At 64.2% G+C, this 25,457-nt stretch carries 24 protein-coding genes; 17 read left to right on the top strand and 7 right to left on the bottom strand.

What is annotated here, in order from left to right:
• Nucleotides 1-82 precede the first annotated feature (82 nt).
• Nucleotides 83-901: an SDR family NAD(P)-dependent oxidoreductase gene (locus tag A3CW_RS47600; RefSeq protein WP_161782954.1), complete on the bottom strand. Its 819-nt coding sequence runs from the start codon at nt 899-901 to the stop codon at nt 83-85.
• Between the two features lie 50 nt (nt 902-951).
• Entirely contained in the window at nt 952-2,412 is a 1,461-nt protein-coding gene (locus A3CW_RS47595) for an MmgE/PrpD family protein (protein WP_051481709.1), read from the bottom strand.
• Nucleotides 2,413-2,736: 324 nt separating this feature from the next.
• On the opposite strand from A3CW_RS47595, the gene A3CW_RS0125435 reads away from it, so the two are divergent.
• Nucleotides 2,737-3,150, top strand: a complete 414-nt coding sequence (locus A3CW_RS0125435; protein WP_028206078.1) for a YybH family protein — start codon at nt 2,737-2,739, stop codon at nt 3,148-3,150.
• A 36-nt stretch (nt 3,151-3,186) separates the two neighbouring features.
• Here A3CW_RS0125435 and A3CW_RS0125430 read toward each other — a convergent pair whose 3' ends face one another.
• Nucleotides 3,187-4,071 (bottom strand): alpha/beta fold hydrolase, encoded by an 885-nt coding sequence (locus tag A3CW_RS0125430; RefSeq protein WP_028206077.1) that lies wholly within the window; start codon nt 4,069-4,071, stop codon nt 3,187-3,189.
• A 298-nt stretch (nt 4,072-4,369) separates the two neighbouring features.
• Between A3CW_RS0125430 and A3CW_RS0125425 the strand changes: the two genes are divergently transcribed.
• The 4 genes from A3CW_RS0125425 (at nt 4,370) to A3CW_RS0125410 (ending at nt 8,004) form a co-directional block, all read left to right on the top strand.
• Nucleotides 4,370-4,975 carry a TetR/AcrR family transcriptional regulator gene (locus A3CW_RS0125425; protein WP_028206076.1) on the top strand — a complete coding sequence of 202 codons (606 nt, stop codon included), beginning with the start codon at nt 4,370-4,372 and terminating at the stop codon, nt 4,973-4,975.
• A 315-nt stretch (nt 4,976-5,290) separates the two neighbouring features.
• Nucleotides 5,291-5,653, top strand: coding sequence for a hypothetical protein (locus A3CW_RS0125420; protein ID WP_028206075.1), 363 nt, complete (start codon nt 5,291-5,293; stop codon nt 5,651-5,653).
• 52 nt (nt 5,654-5,705) lie between these two features.
• Nucleotides 5,706-6,950 (top strand): aromatic ring-hydroxylating oxygenase subunit alpha, encoded by a 1,245-nt coding sequence (locus A3CW_RS47590; RefSeq protein WP_035513927.1) that lies wholly within the window; start codon nt 5,706-5,708, stop codon nt 6,948-6,950.
• An 82-nt stretch (nt 6,951-7,032) separates the two neighbouring features.
• Nucleotides 7,033-8,004: a PDR/VanB family oxidoreductase gene (locus A3CW_RS0125410; RefSeq protein WP_028206074.1), complete on the top strand. Its 972-nt coding sequence runs from the start codon at nt 7,033-7,035 to the stop codon at nt 8,002-8,004.
• 93 nt (nt 8,005-8,097) lie between these two features.
• Here the strand turns inward: A3CW_RS0125410 and A3CW_RS0125405 are convergent, their stop codons facing one another.
• Nucleotides 8,098-9,483: a spinster family MFS transporter gene (locus A3CW_RS0125405; protein WP_028206073.1), complete on the bottom strand. Its 1,386-nt coding sequence runs from the start codon at nt 9,481-9,483 to the stop codon at nt 8,098-8,100.
• A gap of 280 nt (nt 9,484-9,763) precedes the next feature.
• Between A3CW_RS0125405 and A3CW_RS0125400 the strand changes: the two genes are divergently transcribed.
• The 7 genes from A3CW_RS0125400 (at nt 9,764) to A3CW_RS0125370 (ending at nt 16,382) form a co-directional block, all read left to right on the top strand.
• Nucleotides 9,764-10,651 (top strand): HpcH/HpaI aldolase/citrate lyase family protein, encoded by an 888-nt coding sequence (locus A3CW_RS0125400; protein WP_028206072.1) that lies wholly within the window; start codon nt 9,764-9,766, stop codon nt 10,649-10,651.
• 29 nt (nt 10,652-10,680) lie between these two features.
• Nucleotides 10,681-11,142, top strand: coding sequence for a MaoC family dehydratase (locus tag A3CW_RS0125395; RefSeq protein ID WP_028206071.1), 462 nt, complete (start codon nt 10,681-10,683; stop codon nt 11,140-11,142).
• Between the two features lie 22 nt (nt 11,143-11,164).
• Nucleotides 11,165-12,331 (top strand): acyl-CoA dehydrogenase family protein, encoded by a 1,167-nt coding sequence (locus A3CW_RS0125390; protein WP_028206070.1) that lies wholly within the window; start codon nt 11,165-11,167, stop codon nt 12,329-12,331.
• A 79-nt stretch (nt 12,332-12,410) separates the two neighbouring features.
• Entirely contained in the window at nt 12,411-13,649 is a 1,239-nt protein-coding gene (locus A3CW_RS0125385; protein WP_028206069.1) for a CaiB/BaiF CoA transferase family protein, read from the top strand.
• Nucleotides 13,650-13,651: 2 nt separating this feature from the next.
• Complete coding sequence (locus A3CW_RS0125380) at nt 13,652-14,830, top strand: CaiB/BaiF CoA transferase family protein (protein ID WP_028206068.1); 1,179 nt, start codon at nt 13,652-13,654, stop codon at nt 14,828-14,830.
• A gap of 54 nt (nt 14,831-14,884) precedes the next feature.
• A complete protein-coding gene (locus tag A3CW_RS0125375) occupies nt 14,885-15,574 on the top strand; it encodes a nitroreductase family protein (protein WP_028206067.1) in 690 nt (229 codons plus the stop codon).
• 34 nt (nt 15,575-15,608) lie between these two features.
• Nucleotides 15,609-16,382, top strand: coding sequence for an enoyl-CoA hydratase/isomerase family protein (locus A3CW_RS0125370; RefSeq protein ID WP_028206066.1), 774 nt, complete (start codon nt 15,609-15,611; stop codon nt 16,380-16,382).
• 61 nt (nt 16,383-16,443) lie between these two features.
• Here A3CW_RS0125370 and A3CW_RS0125365 read toward each other — a convergent pair whose 3' ends face one another.
• From A3CW_RS0125365 to A3CW_RS0125355, 3 genes are all read right to left on the bottom strand, one after another.
• Nucleotides 16,444-17,199 carry an IclR family transcriptional regulator gene (locus A3CW_RS0125365; RefSeq protein WP_407669766.1) on the bottom strand — a complete coding sequence of 252 codons (756 nt, stop codon included), beginning with the start codon at nt 17,197-17,199 and terminating at the stop codon, nt 16,444-16,446.
• Nucleotides 17,200-17,237: 38 nt separating this feature from the next.
• Nucleotides 17,238-18,074: an IclR family transcriptional regulator gene (locus A3CW_RS47585; protein ID WP_051481706.1), complete on the bottom strand. Its 837-nt coding sequence runs from the start codon at nt 18,072-18,074 to the stop codon at nt 17,238-17,240.
• 167 nt (nt 18,075-18,241) lie between these two features.
• Nucleotides 18,242-19,393: an acyl-CoA dehydrogenase family protein gene (locus tag A3CW_RS0125355; RefSeq protein WP_028206064.1), complete on the bottom strand. Its 1,152-nt coding sequence runs from the start codon at nt 19,391-19,393 to the stop codon at nt 18,242-18,244.
• A 263-nt stretch (nt 19,394-19,656) separates the two neighbouring features.
• Between A3CW_RS0125355 and A3CW_RS0125350 the strand changes: the two genes are divergently transcribed.
• From A3CW_RS0125350 to A3CW_RS47580, 5 genes are read left to right on the top strand one after another with little or no spacing between them, the layout of a single operon-like run.
• Nucleotides 19,657-20,532 carry a MaoC/PaaZ C-terminal domain-containing protein gene (locus tag A3CW_RS0125350; protein ID WP_028206063.1) on the top strand — a complete coding sequence of 292 codons (876 nt, stop codon included), beginning with the start codon at nt 19,657-19,659 and terminating at the stop codon, nt 20,530-20,532.
• Between the two features lie 25 nt (nt 20,533-20,557).
• The gene (locus tag A3CW_RS0125345) at nt 20,558-21,307 is read left to right on the top strand and encodes an SDR family NAD(P)-dependent oxidoreductase (RefSeq protein ID WP_028206062.1); all 750 of its coding nucleotides are present in this window, start codon (nt 20,558-20,560) and stop codon (nt 21,305-21,307) included.
• A gap of 55 nt (nt 21,308-21,362) precedes the next feature.
• Nucleotides 21,363-22,571, top strand: a complete 1,209-nt coding sequence (locus A3CW_RS0125340) for an acetyl-CoA C-acetyltransferase (protein WP_028206061.1) — start codon at nt 21,363-21,365, stop codon at nt 22,569-22,571.
• 24 nt (nt 22,572-22,595) lie between these two features.
• Complete coding sequence (locus A3CW_RS0125335) at nt 22,596-24,557, top strand: AMP-binding protein (protein WP_035513924.1); 1,962 nt, start codon at nt 22,596-22,598, stop codon at nt 24,555-24,557.
• Between the two features lie 13 nt (nt 24,558-24,570).
• The gene (locus tag A3CW_RS47580; RefSeq protein WP_081771802.1) at nt 24,571-25,425 is read left to right on the top strand and encodes an IclR family transcriptional regulator; all 855 of its coding nucleotides are present in this window, start codon (nt 24,571-24,573) and stop codon (nt 25,423-25,425) included.
• Nucleotides 25,426-25,457 lie beyond the last annotated feature (32 nt).

Genomic DNA, 25,457 nt, shown 5'->3' with positions numbered 1-25,457 from the left:
GCTGAAGACGAGGGAGGCGTCAGCGACTCACGTGTGCCCGTCGATTGGCACCGCTGAGCAAATGAATCGCCTGGACGATAAATTACTTGCCCATGGGTTTCGCGAACATCATGTGCGACATGCCACCGTCGCACGCGATGGCCTGTGCAGTGATATAGCCGGCAGCGGGCGACGCAAGGTACACGATGAGGTCCGCCACTTCCTCGGGCTGGCCCACGCGGCTCATCGGCAGCATCGCGGCGAGCTGGTCGAGGAGTTCCGGCGGTACCGATCCGCGCGCCATGGGCGTATCGATGACGCCGGGCAGCACGACGTTCACGCGCACGCCATACGCCGCCCACTCGTGCGCCATCTGGCGGCTCAACGTGATGAGCGCAGCCTTGCTCGGTCCATAGGCGCCGCCCTGCGAATAGCCGTGCACGCCGGCCAGCGAGGCGGTGTTCACGATGGCCGCATGGGCGCTTTGCTTCAGCCAGGGCAGGGCGCTGCGGGCGACCATGAGCGCGCCGTCCACGTTAACGTGGAAGCCGGCGCGCCACTCCTCCAGAGAAACGTCCTCCAGCATCGCGGAACGGACCAAGGCGGCGGTATTGATGACCACGTCGAGCTTGCCGAACTTTTTTGTCGTCCTGTCAATCGCCGCGTCGATGTCTGCTTGCTTCGAAACGTCGAGGGCGACTGAAATCGCCTGACCGCCGTGGCTCGTGATTTCGGCCGCGACGCGTTCAGCTTCGCCGGCACGCAGGTCCGCGACGGCGACCGAGCCGCCGTTCGCGGCGAATGCCTTCGCACTTGCCTCGCCCATGCCGCTGCCGGCGCCTACGACGAGGGCGGTAAGACCGTTGATGCGCGAATGGACCATCCAATCGCGCAGATGAGTTTTGTTTGATTCAGCGTTCACGCCGTTTGTCTCCTGGTGGTGGTACTTCCCTTTCACTTCAAAATGCCTCATCAGCCATGCGCGATCGTGTGTTCGCGCGCGCGGGGCACATTGGTATCCGGACCGAGCATGCGCATGAGGGCCTCGACATTGCCGAGGTTCTCCAGATGAAAGACGGTGTCGATCACATCGTCGATGCGTGCGGCGGATAGCACGTCTTCAGTGTTGCGGCGGAATTTGACGGCGAGCTCGTCGTTGGTCATGAAACTGGATGACTCCGGCGACGGACTGCCCTTCGGATAGCGCCGCTCGCCGACGAAGGTCTTGCCGCGCGCCTGAACCTCGATCTTCGCGGGGCGGCTTGCGGCATGACCGCTCAGGAGTGCGACGTAGTCCGGATGCACTTCATGCGTGACCTTGCCCATCAGGTTCATCACCGACGCGCCGAACACGAGATCCGGGTCCTGCCAGCCCTTGCCGGGCGGTACGCGGTGCGCGCCCAGCGCGAGCCCGTGCGCAATGCTGAACTGCGCGTCGTGAACGTGCGCAATCTCGCGATTGAGCCAGACGGGCTGCTCCACGAAGCCTTCGACCCAAGCCTTGATGGCGTCGATTTCGGCGGGCGCGATGTCGTGCTCTTCGACGATCTCGGTGAGGCTGTCAAGCAGTGCATGGAGGATGCGACAATGCGGATAGGGCTTGTAGGCCTGCTCGGCGGGAAACAGCCAGTCGGCGCCAAGTCCTGCCGCGATGCGCTCGGGCTCCCAGCGGCGCGTGCCGATGAAGCGGGAAAAGCCGTACTCGCGGTCGTCGAGGATCTGGACGTCGCCGCGATGGCCGAATTCGGCCATGTGGGCGGCCGTCATCGCCGTCTGGGTGAGCGCGCCGGCCAGCAGGTACTTGATCGTCGAACTGGGCGCATGCTGGAACCACGCGACCTGCGAATTCACAGGCGCGATGCTACCCGCGATGCCGAGCGCGTTGGCGAGCACGGTGTCAGGCAGCGCCTTGAGCTTGACGATGGCGGCCGTCGCGCCGAACACGGTGCTGCTGTAGCCGTAGACGGGCGGCGGCGACACCTTGCCGTCGCGGGTGTCGCGAAGATAGTCCATGGCCTTGCCGAGGCGATACGACATTTCGTGCGAGAGTGCGATCGCCTCTACCAGCGCTGTGCCGGGCGCGCCGTGTGCCTCGGCGATGGCCAGTGCGCCAGGCAGCACATAGGGCGTGACGTGGCCGGGCGGTACGACCGCGTCCATGTCGAGCGCGTTGATGAGCTCACCGTTGGCGAACGCCGCGCCGAAAATCGAGGCCTTCTCTCCTGTGCCCATGATGGTCGCGTCGCCGTTGCCGCCCATCGCGCGCGCATAGTCGATGCCGATGCGGCCTTTGGGCTCGCCGGTGGCGGCCACGGCGCAACCGATCGAATCGAGCAGGATCCGTTTGCATTCCTCAACGACGAATGAAGGGATTTGGTCGAATTGGGTGTCGGTGGTGAACTTGGCAAGTTGTTCGACTAGGGTGGCGGGCATGGTAGGTCCTGTGAGGTGCAGGTCTGGAAGGCGGCGGCCGGCGAGTGGCCGATTCGGGCGCGGGCAAGGCGTGGCTCCTACGCCGCGCGGTGCCGAAGATGAGAGTGTTGGAATGCTTTTGGCTAACTAATGTTAGTTTTATGGAAGGCATACGAAATCGCCATGCGTATTAATCCCTATACGTAGCGATCGATTGGATCATCTGCATTACAGGGCAGAATTGTACTGTGGGCTAACGGCTGTTAGGATGATGCGATGGTGTACTTCGAGCCGCCGCGGAAGAGACCTGTGGCGGGCTGTCCTGACTGATGAGGAATAGATCTGATGAATCGAACCACCGATGTGACCCGCGCGGCGCTGGTCCAGGTCCTGGCCGCATGGAACGCGGCAGCGCGCCATTGGGATGCGGACAGCTTGACGGCTGTATATACGGACGACGCGCTGTTCTTCGGCGGACGTCCAGGCCATTCGATGGGCGCCGGCGCGATTCGCGAGTATTTTGCTTCGTATGAAGACGTGATCGAATCGGCTACGCTGGACCTCGTGGAGCAGCAATTCATCCATCTCGCGGACGACTGCTTTCTTGCACAGGGCTATGGCGAATTCGCGTTCGTCCTGAGTGGCGACCGGCCTTCGCGCTCGCGCCTGCGCACGACGCTCATCGTCGCGTTGCAGGAAGGCAAATGGAGGATTCGCCAGCACCATTTTTCGACCACGCCTGAAACGCCGCCTATTTAGCGCCTGGTGCTATTGGCATTGAACATCGGCGCGAACTCAAGTGGCGCACAGGTGACGCGTGAGGAACTGCAGCGCGGCCTCGCCAAACACGTCGTTGCGGTCGCCGGCCACCATGTGCCCGGCCTGCGCGACGTTCACGTATTCCGCGTGCGGGCAGAGCTCGAGGAACTCCTGCACGCCCGCCTCGCTGACGACATCCGAGCTGCCGCCGCGCACTAGCAGCGTCGGCGGCGTCAGGTTGCGTGCGCAGGCGCCAAGGCGCGCATGGCGCCCGCGCAGGTCGGTCTGCCCGGAGAGAAATTGCGGATCCCAATGCCAGCGGTAGCGGCCGTCGCCGCCCAGGCGCACGTTTTTCGCGAGGCCTTGCAGATTGCGCGAGCGTGATTGCGAGGGTCGATAGCGGCCAATCGCGTCCGCTACTTCGTCGAGCGAAGCAAATCCGTCCGGGTTCTGCGCCATGAACGTACGGATGCGCTCGACACCGGACGGCTCCGTGTACGGCACGATATCGACGAGGATCAGCGCGCTCGCGTCCACCCGTTGCTCGCCGATGGCAACCAGGCTCGTCGCGCCGCCCAGCGACGCCCCGACGAGCGCGGGCTGGCGTGTGATCCGTATGCCTGTTTCCGCGAGCACGCAGCGAAGATCGGCGGCCAGCGCGTCAAGGCTGTAGTCGCCATTGGCGCTCCAGTCCGAGTCGCCATGTCCGCGCGCGTCGTACGCAACAGCGAAATAGCCGGCCTGGCCGAGCCGCTCGCCCGTGCCGCCCCACGCGTGACGCGTCTGGCCGCCGCCGTGCAGCAGAACGACGGGCGACCCATCGGGACTGCCCCAGGTGTCGCCGGCTAGCCGGACACCACCCGAACCCTTCCACATGTGCATGGGCTGCGGGGTGCCTGGCAGGCGGCTTGGTGGTTTCATCGGGGGCCTCATTACGGGTGGGCGCCGCGGGCGCCGAGCGCGCTGCGGTGTACGGAACGTAAGCTTCGAACTTCGCCCACGGGCCGCGCTATGTCAATGCACACCGGCGCGCAGTTCCGTACAGTGAAAGGCCCAGCTTTCCCGGGGGGAAGAAATACGGTAACCTTCCAAATAACCGTTAGATTGTGCATCGTGCAGCGCACTCCCGCGCGGCGTGCGAAAGACAGGGCAGCAGAAAAGCTGATAAACAACAGTGCGAAAGAAAAATGTAAGTCCCAGTGCGGATACCCGAGAGACCCTGTTGCGCCTCGCTGCGCGCTCGTTTGCAACCCAGGGGTATACGGCCACGACCATGCGCCTGATCGCGGATCAGGCCGGCATCGAGGCCGCGAGCATTTATTATCATTTTTCGTCGAAAGAAGAGCTCGTCGACGTCGTCATGGAGCACGGCGCGGAGAGCATCGTTCAGCACATCAACGAACATTTCGACGCGCTGCCCGCCAACGCGAATGCCGAAGACCGCTTTAGGGCGGCACTGGTTGGGCAGATGAGTGCCCTGATCAAGTTCGGCGACTACGCGCTCGCGCACAATCGCCTGCTGACCCAGTTGCCGGACAAGGTGCGCGAGCGTCAGATCAAGCGGCGCGAGCGGCACCAGCGGATGTGGACGACCGTGTTCGACGATCTGCGCGCGGAAGGCTATCTACGCGAAGACGTCGATATCGCGCTGGCCCGCGTCTTCGCCCTCGGCTTCATCAATTCGGTGCAGACCTGGTTCGATCCAAAGAAAGGGTCGCTCGAAAAGATCGCCGATCAATTCATCACGATGTTCTTTGAGGGTGCGGCGCCCGCGACCAAGCCGCGGCGCAGCGGACGCAAGAAGGAACTGGCCGCATCTTCCTGAGCTGCCCGTATTACGGATCGCCCGCGTCGTTCACATCGCCGGGCGACGCACATCCGCCTGGTCCAAGTCCCTAGTTGCAAAAACGATGACCGCACCGGTCGCCGTTTCTCCCCGCGTCGAACGCGTCCCGCATTGAATTCCGCTTCCTCCTGACCCCACCCCGGTTTGCCACCGGCGTGACGGGGCGATCTGCATCCGGGTTAGACCGGATGGAGATAATGCACCTTGTAAACCAATCTACCGTTCGTTAGATCTGTCGCTGCGAAATTCACGCGGCGAAGGACCGCGTCTGGAATTGCCAATATGGAGGAGCACATGATTCAAGACATCTCAACCGATTCGGGCCGCCTGCCCGCAGGCTTCGAAGAACTCGAGCCTTTTCTCGATCACTGGAGCACGGCGACCTCCCACGAGCGCTGGATGCGCCGCGCAAGCACGCCGTATCCCGAGATCGTCAGGTTTTGCGAAGCAATATTCGAGCGCGCGGAAGAGGCGGCAACTTATCTGGAGCAATTCCCGCTCGAGGACATGCCGGAGCCCGCGCAGAACCTGTTCAAACTGCTGCTCGCGATGTGTCAGGCGGCGATCGCCGTGGAAATGCACCAGGCGCCGACGATCCGTCATGCGCCGCCGCAGCACGCGCTGAAGATCGAAGTGGGTTTCCAACCGCACGGCTGAACCGCAGGCGACACGCGTTTTCGTTCCCCAATCACGATGTGCCGGAGTTCATATGAATCATCCGTCCGAAATCAAAGCGAGCCTTACCGAATCAGTCGGCCTCTCCACGGAGCCGATGCCTACCTCCCTCTATACCGATCCTGCCCAGTACGAGCGCGAACGCGAGCGCATTTTCCGCCGCGCGTGGCTGATGGTCGGGCGCGTCGAACGCATTCCGAAGCCCGGCGATTTCTTCGTGAAGGATCTCGCGATCTTCAAGGCTTCGGTGATCATTGCCCGCTCGGACGACGGCAAGATCCGCGCGTTTCACAATGTCTGCGCACACCGCGCGAACATTGTCGAGCACCGCACGAGCGGAAACGCAAAGCGCTTCGTGTGCCGCTACCACAGTTGGGGCTACAACAACGAGGGCGATCTCGCACACGTGCCGGACGAAGCCGCCTTCTTCCATCTCGACAAGAAGAAGTGCGGGCTGGCGCCGGTCGCGGTGGACGTGTGGGACGGCTGGATTTTCATCAACATGGCCCCGGCGCCGGAAGTCGGCTTGAAGGAATTCCTCGGGCCGGTCGCGGATGCGCTGGCCGGCATCGACTATCCGAACCCGGACAACACGATCGTGCTGCGCGGCGAGTTCAAGGCGAACTGGAAGGCCGTTGCCGAGAACTTCAGCGAGATCTATCACATTGCATCGATTCACCCGAAGACGTTCGGGCCGATCTATACGGGCAAGGCGAATCCGTTCGGCCGGCCGCTCAGCGCGAATCTCTATGGCATTCACCGCTCGTTTTCGCTGTGGCTGAATCAGGACAACCAGCCTCCGGAGCAGGCGAAGGTCGTGCGCTGGCTCTATTCGGCCGGCCATACGGTTACCGGCACGCGTAAAGGAACGGAAACGAATTCGATCGTCGAGCACAAGGCGGTGAATCCGCAAAAATTCGCCGAATGGTCGCAGGACGTCAACTGGTTCTTCCCGAACTGGCATCTGCAGATCTCGGCGAATCAGTTCTGGACCCACGAGTTCTGGCCGACCTCTGCGAACACGACGCTGTGGGAAGCGCGCTTCTACAACAAGAAACCGGGCTCGGTGCGCGAACGCCTCCAGCTCGAACATTTCACTGCGCATATCACCGACGGAATGCTCGAGGATCTCGGCAATATCGAGTCGATGCAGGCCGGGATGGAGACGGGCGCCAAGCCGTTCATTCACTTCAACGAGAGCGAAATCCTGTGCCGTCACGGGTTGGAGCAGGTCGTCAAGTGGACGGCGGCGACGGCGGTGAGGGACGCGTTGGAATAAGCGCGCGGGCGCGGCGGCGTTGCTGGCAGGCGACGCCGCGCGTTGGTCGCGCGGAGATTCCACCACGAGAATGGGAAAAATGATGACCAGTGGGTTGGGCGGACTCAAAGTTCGCGTAGCGGCGAGGCATGACGAGGCCGTGGATATTTGCAGTTTCGAATTGGTTCGCGCGAACGGCGGCCCGTTGCCGGCCTTCTCGGCGGGCTCGCATATCGACGTCGCGGTACCTGGTGGGCTAACGCGTCAGTATTCGTTGTGCAATGCGCCAAACGAAAGCCATCGCTATCAGATCTCGGTGCTGCGCGATCCGAAGTCGCGCGGCGGCTCAGCCGGGATGCACGAGCGCGTGCGGATCGGCGACGAACTGACGATCAGTAAGCCGAAGAATAATTTCCCGCTCGCGCATGAGGCGCGGCATAGTCTTTTGCTCGCGGGCGGCATTGGCGTGATGCCGATCCTCTGCATGGCGGAGCGGCTCGCGGCGACCGGTGCATCGTTCGATATGCGCTACTGCACGCGTTCGCGCGCACGCACCGCGTTCGCGGAGCGCATTGCCCAGGCAAGGTATGCGCCGCGCGTCCAGTTCCATTTCGACGACGGCGATCACGACCAGAAACTCGATCTCGCGGCGCTGCTCGCGCGGCCGGAGGCAGGCACTCATCTGTACGTGTGCGGGCCCAAGGGTTTCATGGATGCCGTGCTGAGTACCGCACGAGAGGCCGGCTGGACGGACGAGCAACTGCACTACGAGTTCTTCGCCGCCGACGCGCGGGAAATGGCTGGCGGCGAGCGCTTCGAGGTAGAGATCGCGAGTTCGGGGCAGGTGGTCGTGGTCGGGAAGGACGAGTCCGTCGTGGCGGCGCTGGCGAAGGCCGGCATCCGGATCGAGACGTCGTGCGAACAGGGCGTGTGCGGGACCTGCCTCACGCGCGTGCTGACCGGCGAGCCTGAGCATTTCGACGCCTACCTCACGCCCGACGAGCGGGCGGCCAATGACCAGTTCCTGCCGTGCTGCTCGCGCTCGAAGTCGGCGCGGCTGGTACTCGATCTGTAGACGCGCCGGACCCATGCACCGCGGGAGCGGTGCATGGGTCAACCCGGCACGCGCTCCCGCAAGCGGTCAATCTGCCTTCCACTCCTGAGTTGTTTACGCCGCCTCGGCCAGCAAGCGCCGATAGTGAGGCAGCGCGGTAAAGAGCAGCCACGCCGCGAGCGCCGACGCGATCGTGCAAACGATGGCGATCGAGTGCCCGACCATCTTCGGATTGCCGAACCCATGATCGGTTATCAACGCGATCAGCGTCGGGCCCGCGCCGAAGCCGATCAATTGAGCGACGAATGAATAGAGCGCACCCACGGTGCCGCGCATGCGGCTCGGCGCAACGAGCTGCAGTGCGGCACTCATGCAGCCCGTGGGCAGGCTGAAGAAAAAGACTGTGCCAGCGGCCGCGGCCAGCGCGCCCGTCGCGCCCGGTGCGAATGGAATGCTCGCGCAGCAAAGCAGCATCGGAATCATGGCGAACGCGGCGGTGCGCAGCTGCGCATCGGTATGGCCGCGCTTCTCGAGCCGGCGGGCAATCCAGGGTCCAGTGAGCGCGCCGGCAATGCCGAAGCCAACCACTAGCATGCCGAAGCGGAATCCCACCAGCGCAGCCGGCATTCCGTGCGTGCGGATCAGATACGTGGGCAGCCACGCGGGCATGCCGAGCACGACGATCGCCAGCATGCCCACGCCCAGCAAAATGCGGACATAGAACCCGCGGCGCTGCCAGAGATACGAGGCCGCATCGCCAGTCGTGAATTGCCGATCGTCCTCGCGCTCGCTGATCACGTCGCTGCGCACGGGTTCGCGCACGGTCAGCACCACCAGCAGCGCGAAGAGAATCCCTGGCAGTCCGATCAGTACGAACGCGAGCTGCCAGGTCTGGAATTGCGCGAGGATCGGGAAATGCTGGTGAAGCGAGCGCGCGAACTCGATCACGAGGCCGCCGGCCACGAGTGAGAGCCCGCCGCCAAGCATCGGCCCGAGAATGAAGATGCTCATCGCGCGCGCCATTTTTTTCGCCGAAAAGCAGTCGGCGATCACCGAGAGCGCGAGCGGGAATACGCACGCTTCGCTGGCGCCTACGCCCAGCCGCGCGATGAAGAGCCCTTCATAGGTATCGGCCCTGCCGCACAGCGCGGTGAAGCCGCACCACAGGCAGATGCCGACCACGAGCAGATTGCGCCTGTTGGTCACGTCGACGAGCCGGCCGAACAGCGGCGACGCGACCAGGTACGCCGAAATGAACGCGATGCCCTGGACGAGGCTCAGCTGCGTGTCGGAGATGACCAGCGAATGTTTGATTGGCTCGACCAGCAAGTTGAGGAGTTGCCGGTCGATGTAAGCGAGCGAGTAGGCGAGCGTCAGCACCGCCAGGATGTACCAGGCCTGCCCGCTGTCATGGGCTACCCGGAGCGGGGACGACTGCGCCAGCGCCTGTCCGCTTGAGCCCGCGCCGTTGGTCGGCATGTCGTTCATGGTGTTGCTCATTGCTCCTCCAATACGGTGGTTCGGATAACGTGCGATATTACGATTGTAACTACCTAATGTTTGGTAGTTTCGCGGGTAGTGTGGTGCGGGAGGAGGCGATGTTCCATGAGTGTTATCCATGAGCCGACCGAAATGCCCGGCACGCTGCAACTTTCGCGCCTGTGCCGCTGTTGGTGTAAACCCCGAATGACAGTGTCGCTGTCTGCGCGGAAACTAACTACCAGTTGTTAGATAAAGCATGACGGACATTGGTAGAACCCATCGACAGGCCGAGATAGACATGACGACGCAGATGAAACCCATACGCAGCTTCCTCTTTGTTCCGGGAAACAAGCCGACCTGGATCGAGAAGTGCATCACCTCCAGGGCCGATGCGCTGATCCTGGATCTGGAGGACAGCGTGCCGCCGCCCCAGAAAGTGGAGGCGCGCGAGATCGTCAAGTCGAAGCTGGCCTGGCTCGCCGAACAGAAGCAGCGGATCTGGGTGCGGATCAACCGCAGCGCGCACCTGTACGACTTCGACGACATCCTCGCGATCGTGAGCCCCGTGGTCGAGGGCATCGTGATCTCCAAGCCCTGCGGCCCCGAGGACATCCATACCGTTTCGTCGATGCTGGCCGAGGCCGAGTACCGCGCGGGCGTCGAGGTCGGTCACACCAAAGTGATTCCGCTGCTGGAGACCGCCCGTTCGCTGCAACTGGCCTATGAAATTGCCCAGCACGAGCGCGTGCCGGCCATCGTGGGCGCCACGGCCAAGAACGCCGACGTGGCCCGCGCGCTCAAGACCGTCTGGTCGCTCGAAGGCCGCGAGACGCATTACCTCAAGTCGCGCGTCGTCATGGCCGCGCGCGCCGCGGGCAAGCTGCCCATCGGCGGCGTCTGGCAGCAGGTGCACGACCTCGAAGGGCTCAAGGTCTCGGCGGCCAACGACCGCCAACTGGGCATGAGCGGTGAGCTGGTGCTGCATCCCTCGAACGTCGAGATCGTCAACAAGACCTATAGCCCCACCGAAGAAGAAGTGGCGTTTTACCAGGGAATGATCGACGCCTTGGACAAGGCCCAGGCCGAAGGCCGCGCCTCGTGCATCTACGACGGCGAGCATATCGACATAGCCCACGTGAAGACGGCGCGCGAAATCATCGCGCTCGCGCAGTCGTTCAACCACTGATCAACATCCCTGGACTGGAGACAAGCAAAATGGCAGGCCTTTACTTCGAAGAATTCAAGCCCGGCACGGTGATCGAGCACGCCATTCGCCGCACCGTGACGGAGACCGACAATGTCCTGTTCTCGGCGATGACCTATAACTGCGCGCCGCTGCATATCGACGCCGAATACAGCAAGAACACCTTCTACGGGCAGCGTCTCGTGAACAGCATGTTCCTGCTGGCGCTCGTGGCCGGCATTACCGTGTACGAAACGACGCTCGGCACCACGCTCGGCAACCTGGGCTTCGGCGAGATCGCGTTTCCCAAGCCCACGTTCCATGGCGACACCATCCGCGTCGAGACCGAGATCGTCGAAACGCGTCTTTCGAAGAGCCGCAACGACTCGGGCATCGTCACCTTCAGGCACGTCGCGAAGAACCAGCGCGACGAGATCGTCTGCACGGCGGTGCGAACCGGTCTGATGATGCTGCGTCCCGCCGACAAGATCTGATTTCGCCCTACCGGAGTTAGCAATGGACTACCAACTCAGCGCCGATCAGCTTGCCATCGTCGATGCGGCCGAAAAAATCTGTACGGACTTCCCGCTCGAATACTGGCGCAACAAGGACAAGAGTCACGAGTTTCCGCACGAATTCTTCGAGGCCGTCGCGAGCGGCGGCTGGCTCGGCATCTGCATGCCCGAAGAGTTTGGCGGCGCGAATCTGGGCGTGACGGAGGCGGCGCTGTTCATGCGCACTGTGGCCGAGTGCGGCGGTCAGGCGGCGGCATCCACGATTCACATGAATATCTTCGGCTTGCAGCCAGTCGTGCATTTCGGCTCGGAGGCGCAGAAGAAGGCCTGGTTGCCGCCATTTTCGCGCGGCGAGCACAAGGCGTGCTTCGCGGTCACCGAGCCCGACACGGGGCTCGACACCACCAAGCTCAAGGTCACGGCGAAAAAACAGGCCGACGGCAACTACCTGATCTCGGGAAAGAAGGTGTTCATCTCGACCGCGCAAGTGGCCGACCATATGCTGATCCTCGCGCGCACCACACCGATCGAGGAGGTCAAGAAGCACAGCGAGGGCTTGAGCCTGTTCTACACGAAGCTCGACCGCGATTACGTCGAGATTCGAGAGATCGACAAGCTGGGCCGCGCCGCCGTCGATACCAACGAACTCTTCATCGACAACCTGCCGGTGTCGAAGGACGCGCTGATCGGCGAGGAAGGCAAGGGGCTCAGCTACATCTTCCACGGCATGAACGCCGAGCGTGTGCTGGTCGCGGTCGAGCAGGTCGGCATCGGCCGCGCCGTGCTCAAACTGGCCACGCAATATGCGAAGGAGCGCGTCGTGTTCGGCCGTCAGATCGGACAGAATCAGGGCGTCCAACATCCGCTCGCGCGCAACTGGGCGGAGCTGGAAGCGGCCAATCATATGATCTTCGCGGCGGCCGATCTCTACGATAGGGGCCTGCCCTGCGGCTCCGAGGCCAACGCGGCGAAGCTGCTCGCGTCCGAGGCCTGCATGAACGCGTGTCAGACTTCGATCCTCACGCACGGCGGCTTCGGCTATGCAAAGGAGTATCACGTGGAGCGCTTCATGCGCGAGGCGTGGATCGGTTATATCGCACCGGTCACTCCGCAGCTCATCCTGTCGAACATCGCCGAGCGCAAGCTTGGCTTGCCGAAGTCATACTGAAGCAAAAGAGATTCCGCAATGTGCATGGGACCCAGGTAACGGCGCCAAAGCGCGAATCCGGGTCGACAGGAGACAAGGCATGTCAGCTACAAGACCCCTGGAGGGTATTCGCGTTCTCGATCTGACCGTGGCGCTCGCGGGGCCCTACGGGTCGCTGTTGCTGGGCGGTCTGGGCGCCGAAGTCATCCGGGTCGAATCGCCCGGCGGCGGCGACATCGCGCGCAGCAACCCGCCCTATGTGGGCAAGGAAGGCGTCCACTTCGGCGTGCGGCGCGACGACGAGGTGTCGCTGACGATCCTCAATCGCGCGCGCAACAAGAAAAGCATCACGCTCGATCTGAAGTCGGATCAGGGCCATGCGCTTTTCATGGAACTCGTCAAGGAATGCGACGTAGTTATCGAGAACGCCAGCGAGGGCGCCACGGCGCGCCTCGGCGTGGATTACGAGAGCGTGCGCCGCGCCAACCCGAGGATCGTCTATGCGTCGATCAAGGCTTTCGGCGAGCCGAGCCCGTACCCCAATCTCAAGGGCATGGACATCATCGTGCAGGCGCTTTCGGGCATCATGGACGTGACCGGTTTCGCCGACGGTCCGCCCACGCGCTCGGGCCTGCCGATGGCCGACCTGATCGCGCCGCTCTACGCCGTCAACGGCATCCTCGCCGCGCTGATCCATCGGGGCAGGACCGGCGAGGGGCAACTGGTGCAGGTATCCATGCTCGACTGTCTTTCTTCGATGGTGGCCGAGGAGCACTTCGACGTGTTTCTCGGGCAGGGCTATCCGAAGCGCTCGGGCAACTTCCACGATCGCCTCGTGCCGTTTGGCGTGTACGGTACGCGCGACGGCTACGTGGCCATGGTGGCGTTTCAGCCCGACTGGTTCCGCAATCTGATGGAAGCGGTGGGTCAGCCCGCGATGGCCAGCGATCCGCGCTACGCCACGCGCGGCCCGCGCATGAAGTACGCAGCCGAAATCAACGCCGTGATCGAGGAATGGACGCGGCAGCGCAGCACGGAAGAAGTCATTCGTGAGTTGCAGGAAAAGCGTGGTATACCGGCCGCGCCGGTGCGCTCGCCGCTCGACGTGCTCAAGGACCCGGTGCTGCAGGCGCGCGGCGCCGTTGTGAAGCTCGAGCACCCGGGGCTCGCTGATGTCGACGCCATGGGCATGGGCCTGCCGATCAAGTTTTCGAAGACGCCTGTGCAGTTCGACCAGCCCGCGCAGGAGCTCGGCGCCTCCAACGACGAGATCTACCGCAGTCTGCTCAAGCTGCCCGAGGACCGCTTGCAACAGCTACGCGACGAGGGAGTGATCTGACCATGTCCACCGAGCCATCCGCTCCCCCGTCGCGCTGCGGCCCGCTCGCCGGCATCAAGGTCGTCGAGATCGCGGGCATCGGGCCCGGGCCGCTGGCCGCCATGTTCCTCGCTGACCTGGGCGCCACCGTGATCCGCGTGGACCGCAAGGAGCCCTCGGGCCTCGGCGCGCCGCGCCCCGTGCAGTTCGATCTGGGCTTACGCAACCGCAAGTCCATCCGCGTCGACCTCAAAGATCCGGCCGCCGTCGACATGACGATGGAGCTGATCGCTGGAGCCGACGCGCTGATCGAAGGGTTTCGCCCCGGCGTGATGGAGCGCCTGGGCCTCGGCCCCGATGCGTGCCTCACGCGCAATCCGCGTCTCGTTTATGGCCGCGTGACCGGCTGGGGGCAAGACGGGCCGCTGGCCCAAGTGGCCGGACACGATCTGAACTACATCGCCGTCACCGGCGCCTTGCACGCGATGGGCCGCGCGGGGCAGGCACCCACGCCGCCGCTCAATGTGCTGGGCGACTATGCGGGCGGCTCGCTGTATCTGGCCTTCGGCCTGCTCGCTGGCCTTCTGGAGGCGCGCAGCAGCGGCCGGGGCCAGGTGGTGGATGCCGCCATGGTGGATGGCGTGGCGTCTATCATGGCGGTTACGCTAGGCCTGCACGCGGCAGGCATGCTCAGCAAGGAACGCGGCACCAACCTGCTCGACACCGGTGCACCCTTCTACGAGGTCTACGCCTGCGCCGACGGCAAGTACGTTAGCGTCGGGCCCATCGAGAGCAAGTTTTTCCGGCTGCTGCTCGACAAGCTCGGGTTGCAGGACCATCCGCTGCTGCAAAAGCAGATGGACCGCGCGCAGTGGCCCGAGGCCAAAGGCGTGCTGGCTGCAAAATTCAAGGAGCGCACGCGCGACGAGTGGGCGCGGGAGCTCGGCGAGCTGGACGTTTGTCTCGCGCCCGTGCTCGATTTCGAAGAGGCGCCAGGTCATCCGCATCTCGCCGCGCGCGGCACGTTCATCGAACTCGACGGCGTGACGCATCCCGCTCCCGGCCCGCGTTTTTCGCGCACGCCCGCCGCGCGGCCCGAGCCGCCCGCGGCGCCGAGCACGGACAACGCCATCGCCGCGTTGCAAGGTTGGCTGCCCGAGGCACGCATCGAGGCCTGGCGCACACAGGGCACCTTCATCTGAGGCTATACGCATCGCTGGGTCAGGGATGACTGGCCAATTGAGGAATCCTTTTTAATGACATCGCAACAAACTTCCGATCTCGCGGCGCTCGATCGCCTGACGAACGGCCGCTCCACCTGCCGCGCCTACCAGAACAAGGCGCTGGATGCCGGATTGATCCGCAAAATCGTCGCCATGGCGGGTCGCTCGGCCTCGTGGTGCAACGTGCAGCCGTGGCAACTGGTCATCACAGAAACCTTAGAGAGCACGCAGCGTTTCCGTGAGGCGCTGATGGAGCGTGCGTGCAATCATCGGGACAATGAGTCCGATCTGCCGTTTCCGCCGCGCTATGAGGGCATTTACGGCGAGCGTCGGCGCGGTGCGGGCATCGCGCTGTATTCGTCGCTGGGCATCGGCCCAAAGGACGCCGAGCGCAGTACCCAACAGGCGTTTCGAAACTTCCGCATGTTCGATGCGCCGCACGTGGCCATCGTTACGGCGCCGGTCGAACTGGGACCGTACGCGCTCGTGGATGCCGGCGGCTTCATCTCATCTTTCCTTCTGGCGGCTTATGCACACGGCGTGGCCACCACGCCGCAAGGAGCGCTGGCTCGCCACGCGCATTTCGTGCGCGAGTATTTCGGCATTCCCGATACGCAGCACATGATTTGTGGCATCTCGTTCGGCTATGCCGAGGTCGAGCATCCGGTCAACCGGTTCCGCACCACACGTGTCGGCGTGGACGATCTGACGCGCTTTGCATGAGCGCTGTGTGCCGACGAACGAGGAGGGGAGTGCCATGGCATTGCTGATCGACCACCCCGCGCCCCACGTGCGTCGCCTCACGCTGAATCGTCCCGAGCGCATGAACGCCCTCGATGGGCACACCTTGCAGGCCCTCAACGACGCAGTACGCGACTGCGCGGCGGCGGCCAGCGAGGTCAAGGTGCTCGTGATCTGCGGCCGTGGTCGTGCCTTCTGTGCGGGCAACGACCTCAAGTGGCTCGCGAGCGGCGTGTTGGCCGACCGCGCTGCACATATGCGTCACCAGGAGCTGATGCAGGACACCTACGAGCGCCTCGAGGCCGCGCCGCAGATCGTTCTGGCCAGCGTCAACGGCTTCGCGCTGGCGGGTGGCTTCGAACTGGCGCTGGCCTGTGATCTGACCATCGCCGATGAGGCCGCGCAGTTGGGCGACGAGCACATCCGCCGCAACTTGCTGCCTAGCGGCGGCAGTTCGCAGCGGCTGCCACGCAGGCTCGGACTGCAGCGCGCGCTGTACTATCTCGTGACGGGCCGGCGCATGACGGGCCGCGAGGCCGTGGAGTTGGGCCTCGCCGTGCAGGCCGTGCCCGCCGAGCAACTGGAGGCCGCCACGCTGGCACTGGCGCAGGAAATCGCCCAGGCCGACGCGTTGGCGCTCGCCTCCATGAAGCAGATGGCGCGCCGCGCGATGGAACTGCCCCTCTCCGATGGACTGCGCTACGAGCGCTGGATGCAGCACTGCTATCGCACGCACTCGCAGTCGCTGGAGGCGGGTGTGCAGGGCTTTGCCGGGAAGAGCGGCGACTGAGGGGCCCGCCGCTATCTTTCTTTGCGTTCCCGGTCTTTGAAGCGGTCTGTCGGCTTGTTTGCTAGAGACCGCTCCCGCAATTCGCCAACTGCACTTGCAGGCGTGCCGCCGTTTCCTTGAGCGCAGGCGCGATGCGTTCGCGCTCGCTCGGCAGATCGAAATCGACGTCCGCTTTACCGCAGCTCATGCTCATGAGGGTGCGCTCGCGGCCGAGGCGAACAGGCAGCGACACGCCAAAGGTGCTGCGCTGGAAGCCGCCCAGCACCGCGCAGGTACCGGTGGATTCGAGTTCGTCGAAAGAGGCGTGAATAGCGTGCCCCAGTGCATCACCTTGCAGGCCTGCACGGCGCTTGTGCTCTTCGATCAAGCGCTGCTGTTCCTCTTCGGGCAGTCCCCAAAGATAAGCTCTCCCGATGGATGTTGTGCTCATCGGCAGCACGGAACCGACGCCCAGCCGCAGCGTGGCGACCTTGCGGCTGACGCGGTAATCGACGTAAAGCATGTCGATGCCGTCCCTGACGGCAAGGGCCACCGATACATCGAGCCGATCTGCAAGGTCCTGCAAAAGAGGCTGTGCCGCTTGCAGGAGATCGTTGGTCGACAGGTACGCGTGGCCTATTCCCAGTGCGCCGATGGAGAGCTCGAACTCGCGCTTGCCGGGGACGAGGCGCAGGAAGCCAACCTGTATCAGGGTGGAGGTCAAGCGCGAGACCGTGGCTTTGGATAGCCCGGTGCGCCGCACGAGTTCTGCGTTGGATAGCGGCGCGCGGTTCGAGCGGAACGCGCGCAGGACTTCCAGCCCGCGCTCCACCGTCATCAGCGTCGAGTTTTCGGATGCGGGGCATCTGGGCAAATTCATGACAATGCTCTCGAATGCTGGATTTCCTGCGCCATGCGCACCAGCGCCGGCCCCAGTTCGCGTTCACTCCGCGCGCGCCCCACGAGCATGGATGGCCCCATGCAGCTCACGGCCAGCGGGGCCTCGCCGGGCAATTGGACCGGGGCGGCTACCATGGTCATGGGTTGGCCCGTTTGCCCGAGCGCGACGCAGAATCCGTCTTCCCTCACCTGCCCGATCTGCCCGATGGCTTCGCTGGTGCGGCGGCCTGTATGTCCCCATTTCTCGCTCCACTTGCGTGAGGGCTGAAGGGCTGCGCTTCTCAGCAGATAGTCGCGCTCGGCGTCGGGCAGGCTGGCCAGCAGCGCCCAGCCTGCGGCAGACGAGGCGAGCCCGAGGCGGGTACCGATCGCCGGCTGCAGCGAGGCGGGGATGGTGCTGGTGCAGCAACTGTCGATGACGACCACTTCCAGCCGGTTGCGGGCGCAGAGGTGAACATGAACGCGGTGGCGCTCAGCGAAGAGGTGCATGCGTTGATGCGCGGCTTCGTGGATTTCTATATCGGCCGCCGCGCGGTAGCCCAGCGCCAACGCCGAAGGCCCCAGGCGAAAGCGCCGCTTGCCGCTGTCGCAGCAGAGATAGCCTAGAGCGAGCAGGGTGCGCGTCAGGCGCGTCACGGTCGAAGCTGGGATGCCCGCGCGCTCGGAGAGGTCGCTGTTGCAGAGCCAGCGATCCACAGGCGTGAAGGCGGAAAGAATGGCCAGCGCGCGCGCAAAGGGCGTCACGATCGGGCCGTGATTGACGGCCCCCGGGTTGGACGTTGCACTGGCATCGGGGGAGTATGAGCGATCCATGGGGTGTCTCAACGAAACACATTCACCAAACTAACGATCATTAGAATCCGGGTGCCGGGCGGTGTCGATTGGGGTTTACGCCTTGCTGGTCGGCTGTTCGGCGGCGGTGGCTGTCAGGGCGCGATGGCCGCCGCCTCTTTCGTGCACCGATGCACCGATGCGCCGGGCTAGTGCGCCTCGCGGATCATGTTGCGGGCGATGACGATCTGCTGGATCTGCGTCGTGCCTTCATAGATGCGGAACAGCCGCACATCGCGGTAGAAGCGCTCAATGCCGTACTCGGTCATATAGCCCGCGCCGCCGAAGATCTGCACCGCGCGGTCAGCCACGCGGCCGCACATTTCAGAAGCGAACAATTTGGCGCACGAAGCTTCAGTGCTCACAGGTATTTTGGCGTCGCGCCGGCGCGCAGCGTCCAGCACCATACTGCGGGCTGCGTAGATCTCTGCCTTGCTGTCCGCCAGCATCGCCTGGACGAGCTGGAAGTCAGCGATGGGCTCACCGAACTGCTTGCGCTCCATCGCGTAGGACAGGGCCATGGACAACATGCGCTCGGCGACTGCCACACAAACGGCGGCGATGTGGATGCGGCCCTTGTCCAGCACCTTCATAGCGGTCTTGAATCCTTTGCCCTCCTTGCCACCGATGAGGTTGGCGGCGCTCACACGCACGTTGTCGAAGATCACGTCGCAGGTGTGAGCGCCTTTCTGCCCCATCTTCTTGTCGCGCTTGCCGAAACTGATGCCGGGCGTTTTGGCATCGACGATGAAAGCCGAAATCCCGCCCGAGCCCTTGTCGTCCAGATTGGTGCGCGCCATCAACGTGAAGATGCCGGCATGTGGCGCATTGGTGATGAAGCGTTTGGTGCCATTGACCACATAGTGGTCACCTTCCTTGATCGCCGTGGTGCGCAGCGATGCGGCGTCGGAGCCTGACTCCGGCTCGGTCAGCGCGAACGAGGCGATCAGTTCGCCCGTCGCGAGGCGCGGCAGGTATTTTTCCTGCTGCTCGGGCGTGCCATCGAACAGAATGCCCTGCGAACCGATACCCACCGTGGTGCCCAGCAGAGAGCGGAACACAGGGGAGGCGCGGCACAACTCGAATACGGCCAGCACCTCTTCCTCCATGGTCAGCTCGAGCCCCCCGAAGCGCTCGGGAATCGTAAGACCGAACAAGCCCATGGCCTTCATGTCGGCCACGATGTCTTCGGGGATTTCGTCGGTTTCCGCGACCAGCTCCTCGTTGGGCACGAGGCGTTCGCGCACGAAGCGGGAGATGGAGTCGAGCAATCCGTTGAGCGTTTCCTGGTCGCGAATCATGTCAGCGTGTCAATCAAGTCGATGAGGATGGCTCATGCTGCGCCAGCCACCCGCGTGATAGCAACGGATTTGCTCCGTACGTTCCGGAAAATGGAATATCGCCCGCCTGGCTGGCATTGGTGCTCGGCGATAAACATACGCATTTGTCGATACCAACGATCAAGCAGTGCTTGCCAAGGTACGGAACGGACCACGCATATCCGTTGACCGCCGAGCGGTCTGGTTTCATCGTGTGGCCAAGTCATTCTCGCTTTATGCCCGCCATGTCCATCAATCCCTCTGAACTGCTGGCACGTCGCTTTCCGGTCATCGAACATACGTTTTCCCAGCGTGATACCCAGCTTTATGCACTCGGCCTTGGCGTGGGCGCCGACCCGCTCGATGCGGGGCAATTGCGCTATGTCTATGAGGGGAAAGACGGGCAAATGCTGCGCGCCGTGCCGACCATGGCGAACGTTCTTGCCTATCCGGGCTTCTGGGCTCGTGAGCCGGATACGGGCATCACCTGGCAGAAGATTCTGCATGCCGAGCAGGAAATCCGTATCCACACTCCACTGCCCGCTAGCGGCCGCGTCACGGGCGCGACCCGCATCACCGGCCTGTGGGACAAGGGGGAGGGCAAGGGCGCTTTCCTGCAGCAAACGCGTGAGATCACCGATGCAGAAACGGGCCGGTTGCTTGCGACTGTGGTTCAACTGAGCCTGTTGCGTGGCGACGGCGGCTTTGGCCAGGGCAGCAGCGCCGGCTCGCCGCCCGCACCCCACGCCATGCCCGAGGATGAGCCCGACTTTGTATGCAATCTGACCACGCCCGCCCAGCTCGCGTTGATCTACCGGTTGAGTGGTGACCTGAACCCCTTGCATGCCGACCCGGCCGTCGCGGCCGCAGCGGGCTTCGCACGCCCCATTCTGCACGGCATGGCGTTAATGGGCGTGGCTGCGCACGCCGTGCTGCGCACCGTGCTGGCATACGATGACACCCACTTTACGGGCATGCGTGTGCGCTTCACGGCACCTGCCTTGCCCGGCGACACACTGCGCACCGAAATGTGGGTCCGCGGCAGCACGGTGTCGTTACGCACGACGGCGGTGGAGCGCGGCGTGGTGGTCTTGAACAACGCGCGGGTCGATCTGACCTAATCAACGAAAAACTGAGGAGTCGAAAATGGATCTGGGTTTGAGCGGCAAGGTTGCCATCGTTACCGGTTCGGCGCGCGGACTTGGCGCGGCCACCGCGCGTCGCCTGGCGCAAGAAGGCGCGAAGGTCGTTATCACCGACATCAACGGCGAACTGGCGAATGCAACCGCTGAGGTGCTTCGGGAAGAGGGGCTGGCCGCGCACTGCGTGGTAGGCGACATCACGAAGGCAGCCGACGTTCAACGTCTCGTCGATGAGACCGTCGCTCACTTCGGCGGCGTGCACATCCTGGTCAATAACGCCGGAGCGCCGCGCGACAAGTACCTGGTGAAAATGAGCGAGGACGACTGGGATTTCGTCATGACCGTGATGCTCAAGGGCGCCTTTCTGGCCGCAAAAGCCGTCATGCCGCATTTCATCGAGCAGGGCTGGGGCCGCCTCATCAACATCAGCTCTCGCGCGCATCTCGGCAATCCCACGCAGGCGAATTATTCGGCTGCGAAAGCCGGTTTGATTGGCATGGCGAAGGCGCTGTCGATGGAGGAAGGGCGCTATGGCATCACCGCGAACTGCGTGGCGCCCGGCTTCATGGAAACGGAAATGGTGCAAGCGCTCCCCACATACGAGACCATCAAGGAGCGCGCCGTGGCCGCGCAGCCGATCAAGCGCGTCGGCCGTCCCGATGACATCGCCGATGCCGTCGCGTTCCTCGCCAGCGAGCGCGCGGGCTTCATCAGCGGCGAAGTGCTGCATGTGACCGGCGGGCGCTACGGCTGATCGCGAACCGGCATCAACGGCGTATTTATTCGAGTCATCCAAGAGGCAATTCAACATGAAACGAGCAGCCATCGTCTCCCCACTGCGCACGCCGGTGGGCGCATTTGGCGGGGCATTGAAAGGGGTTCCCGTCGAAGAACTGGGTGCGACTGTCGCGCGCGCGATCGTGGAGCGGACAGGCATCGACCCGGGGCGCATCGACGACGTGGTATTCGCCCAGAGCTACGCGAGCGGCGAAACGCCTTGTACGGGGCGCTGGGTCGCGTTGCAGGCAGGCTTTCCGATCGAGGTGGCGGGCATGCAGCTCGACCGGCGCTGCGGCGGCGGCGTGCAGGCGCTTGCCACTGCCGCGATGATGGTGCAGACCGGGGCCGCCGACGTGGTGATGGCAGGCGGCGTTGAGAGCATGAGCAACGTCGAGTACTACACCACCGATATGCGCTGGGGCAAGCGTGCGGGTTCGGTGAAATTTCATGACCGCCTGGACCGGGGCCGCGAACGCTCGCAGCCTGAAGCGCGTTTTGGCCGCATTAGCGGCATGATCGAAACCGCCGAAACGCTGGCGCGCGAATATGGCATCTCGCGCGAGGCGTCTGACCGCTTTGCCGCGCGCAGTCATCAGCGTGCGGCGGCGGCACAGGCCGCAGGCTTCCTGGACGCGGAGATCGTTCCGGTGTTGGTGCCGCAGCGAAAGGGCGACGCGCTGCTCGTTAGCAAGGATGAAGGCGTGCGAGGCGAGACGAGCGCCGAGAGCCTCGCGAAGCTCAAGCCGATCGTAGAGGAAGGCGTGGTCACGGCGGGCAATGCCTGCCAGCAGAACGACGCCGCCGCGGCCTGCCTGATCGTGGCCGAGGACAAGCTCGAAGAACTGGGCCTCACGCCGATGGGCTGGCTGGTCGGCTGGGCCGCCGCGGGCTGCGATCCGGCGCGCATGGGCATCGGTCCCGTGCCGGCCGTGCAGAAGCTGCTGGCGCGCACGGGCCTGAGGTTCGGCCAGATGGACCTGATCGAACTCAACGAAGCCTTCGCGTGCCAGGCGCTGGCGTGCGTCGAAGGCTGGGGCAGTTCCATGGAAGCGCTGGAAGACAGGCTCAACGTCAACGGCTCGGGCATCTCGCTCGGCCACCCCGTGGGTGCCACGGGCGTGCGCATCATGAGCACGCTGCTGCACGAGATGCAGCGCCGCAAGGCGCGCTATGGCCTCGAGACGATGTGCATCGGCGGCGGGCAGGGCATCGCCATGATTTTCGAACGCGCCGCATAACACATCGAAGACGGAAGACAGATCATGAGCAATCCTGAATCAGGCCACGTGTGGCAGCCCGGCGAGCGCGAACTGCGGAACGCCGGCATCGTGAAGCTGATGCGCGCGCTGGACGTACCCTCGTATGAAGAACTGATGCGCGTGTCGATCGACGAGCCCGAGCGCTACTGGCATACCGTGATGCGCGAATGCGCCATCGCCTGGGACGAGCGGCCCACGGGCTATGCGGACTTGTCGCGCGGCCCGCAGTTTCCGCACTGGTTCCCCGGCGGCAAGCTCAACTGGGTTAACACGATCTATGCGTGGGCCCGCCACCCCGCCACGGCGCAGCAAAAGGCCGTGGTCGCCGAGCGCGAGGACGGCAGCGTGAGTGCGCTGACCTATGCGGAGCTGGAAGTGCGCGTGCGCGACTTCGCGGCTGGGCTCGCGCAGCGCGGCCTAAAGCCGGGCGACCGCATCGGCCTGTTGATGGAAAACGGCATCGAGGCCACCATCTCGCTGCTGGCCATCGTGCATCTGGGCGCGCTGGTCGTGCCGCTCTTCAGCGGCTTTGGTGTCGACGCCATCGTGGGCCGCCTGTCTGCCGCCGAGGCGCGCATGGTTATCGCCTCCACGGGCTTTTCGCGCCGCACGAAGCGCGTGAACGTGGAGGGCGCGCTGCGCGACGCGTGGCGCCAGTTGCCGCTCGTCGAGCACGTGATCTGGAAGCGCGCCGAAGGTGAATCCTCGCAGGCCATCCAGGATGGGCGCGATCTGGACTGGCAGGAAACGGCCACCGTGGCCCGAGGCCAGGGCATCGCGCCCGTGTCCGTCACGCCCGACACGCCCTTCATGGTGATCTATACCTCGGGCACGACAGGCAAGCCCAAGGGCGTGGTGCACACGCACGGCAGCTTCCCGATCAAGATCGCGCACGACTCGCTGATCCACTTCGATGTGCACGCCGGCGACGTGTACTGCTGGCCCGCCGACATGGGCTGGATAGCGGGCACGCTGGTGCTGGGCTGCGCGCTGCTGCGCGGCGCCACGCTGGTGTGCTACGACGGTGCGCCCGACTACCCGGACTGGTCGCGCATGTCCCAGGTGGTGGAGCGCCACAAAGTCACGCACTTCGGCTCCGCACCCACACTCATCCGCGGCATGGCGAGCCACGAGGAACAGGCGCTTAAGGGAGACCGTTCCACAGTACGCCTGCTCATCACAGCGGGCGAGGGCATCGCGCCCGAGCACTTCAACTGGTTTCTGCAACGGTTTGGCGACGGAACTGCGCCCGTCATCAACTACACGGGGGGCACCGAGGCCTCCGGCGCGCTGCTGGCCAGCGTGCCGATCCGTCCGATTCCGCCCAGTGGCTTCAACACCGTCTCGCCGGGTGTGGCGGCGGACGTCGTCGATCCTGCAGGCAACAGCGTGACCGGCGAGGTGGGTGAACTGGCGATCCGCGCGCCCTTTGTCGGCATGACGCAATCGTTCTGGCGCGACGACGAGCGCTATCTGGAAACCTACTGGCAGACCATTCCCGGCATCTGGGTGCACGGCGATCTGGCGCTACGTACGCCCGATGGCAACTACTTCATGATGGGGCGCTCCGACGACACGCTCAAGGTCGCCGGCAAGCGTCTCGGCCCTGCCGAGGTCGAGGAGGTGGTGCTGGAACTGCCCGACGTGGCCGAGGCCGCCGCGATCGGCGTAGCCGACGCCGACAAGGGGCAGAAGCTCGTCGTCTTCATCGTGCCCAAACCCGGCTCGACGGGCGGGGCAGCTGAACTCGAAGCCGCTGTGTCCGGCCACGTGGACAAGCGCCTGGGCCGCCCATTCAGGCCAGGCCGCGTCCATGTGGTCGAGCAGTTGCCCAAGACGCGCAGCTCCAAGATCATGCGCCGCGTGATCCGCAGCGTGTACTGCGGTCTGCCGCCGGGCGATCTGTCGTCGCTGGACAATCCCGCCGCGCTGGACGGAGTGCGCGCGGTCGCGCCCGCTGCCTGACGCGCCCTAGGCCATGCCCACCGCCCGCTCGCTTGCCGAGGTCCATCTCGAGCTGCAGGACAGGGCCGCAAGGAGGCTTTCCGCCTCGCTGCGGCCTGAGGCGGGTGCAACGGTGGTTACCCCGTTGGTGCGCGCGCTGGCGCTGTTCTCGGCCTTTGCGCCGGAGGAGCGATGGCTCGGCAACGGCGAACTCGCGCAGCGCACCGGGCTGCCGCCATCGACGGTGTCGCGCATCGCACGCTCGCTCGTGCACTTGGGCTACCTGCTGTACGACGCGCCGCAACGCAAGTACCGGCTTTCCGCGGCCGTGCTGGGTCTGGGCTATGCAGCCATCGCCCATTCGGCCATGCAGGGTCTCGCGGGCAAGCGCATGGCGGCCTTCGCGCGACAGCACAAGTTACATGTGTGTCTCGCGGTGCGTGACCGGCTCGACCTGGTGGTGCTCGAATGTCACCGCAGCCTCGAATCGCCCGTGATGCTGCCGCTGCACGTGGGCATGCGGGTGGGGATCGCCCTCTCCCCGATGGGATGGTCGCTGCTCGCGGCGCTGCCTGAGCTGGAGCGCGGCTATCTGCTCGAGAACGTGGAGCGGCGCCTATCGCGCGATTGGGCCCGGCTGCGCCGGCGCGTCCTCGAAGGGATGGCCCAGGTCGGCGATAAGGGATATTGCACCGCCATCGGCGAATGGGAACCCGAGTTAGGAATCCTTGCCGCTTCCGTGCTGCTCGAAGGTAATGCGCCTTTCGTGCTTGTGTGCATCGGCGCGAGCCATGCCATGACTCGCGCGCGCGTGGAGCGCGAACTGGGGCCGCGCCTGCTGAGGATGGCCTATGAGTTGCAAGAAGAATTCAACGTGATCGGTCAGTAACTACGTGTTTGGCCGATTCTCATGTGAGAGAC

It is taken from the genome of Paraburkholderia nodosa DSM 21604, assembly GCF_000519185.1.
In the GTDB taxonomy this organism is placed as follows: domain Bacteria; phylum Pseudomonadota; class Gammaproteobacteria; order Burkholderiales; family Burkholderiaceae; genus Paraburkholderia; species Paraburkholderia nodosa.
The sequence above is the reverse complement of the archived record's forward strand: the minus strand, read 5'-3'. Positions and strand labels throughout refer to the sequence as shown.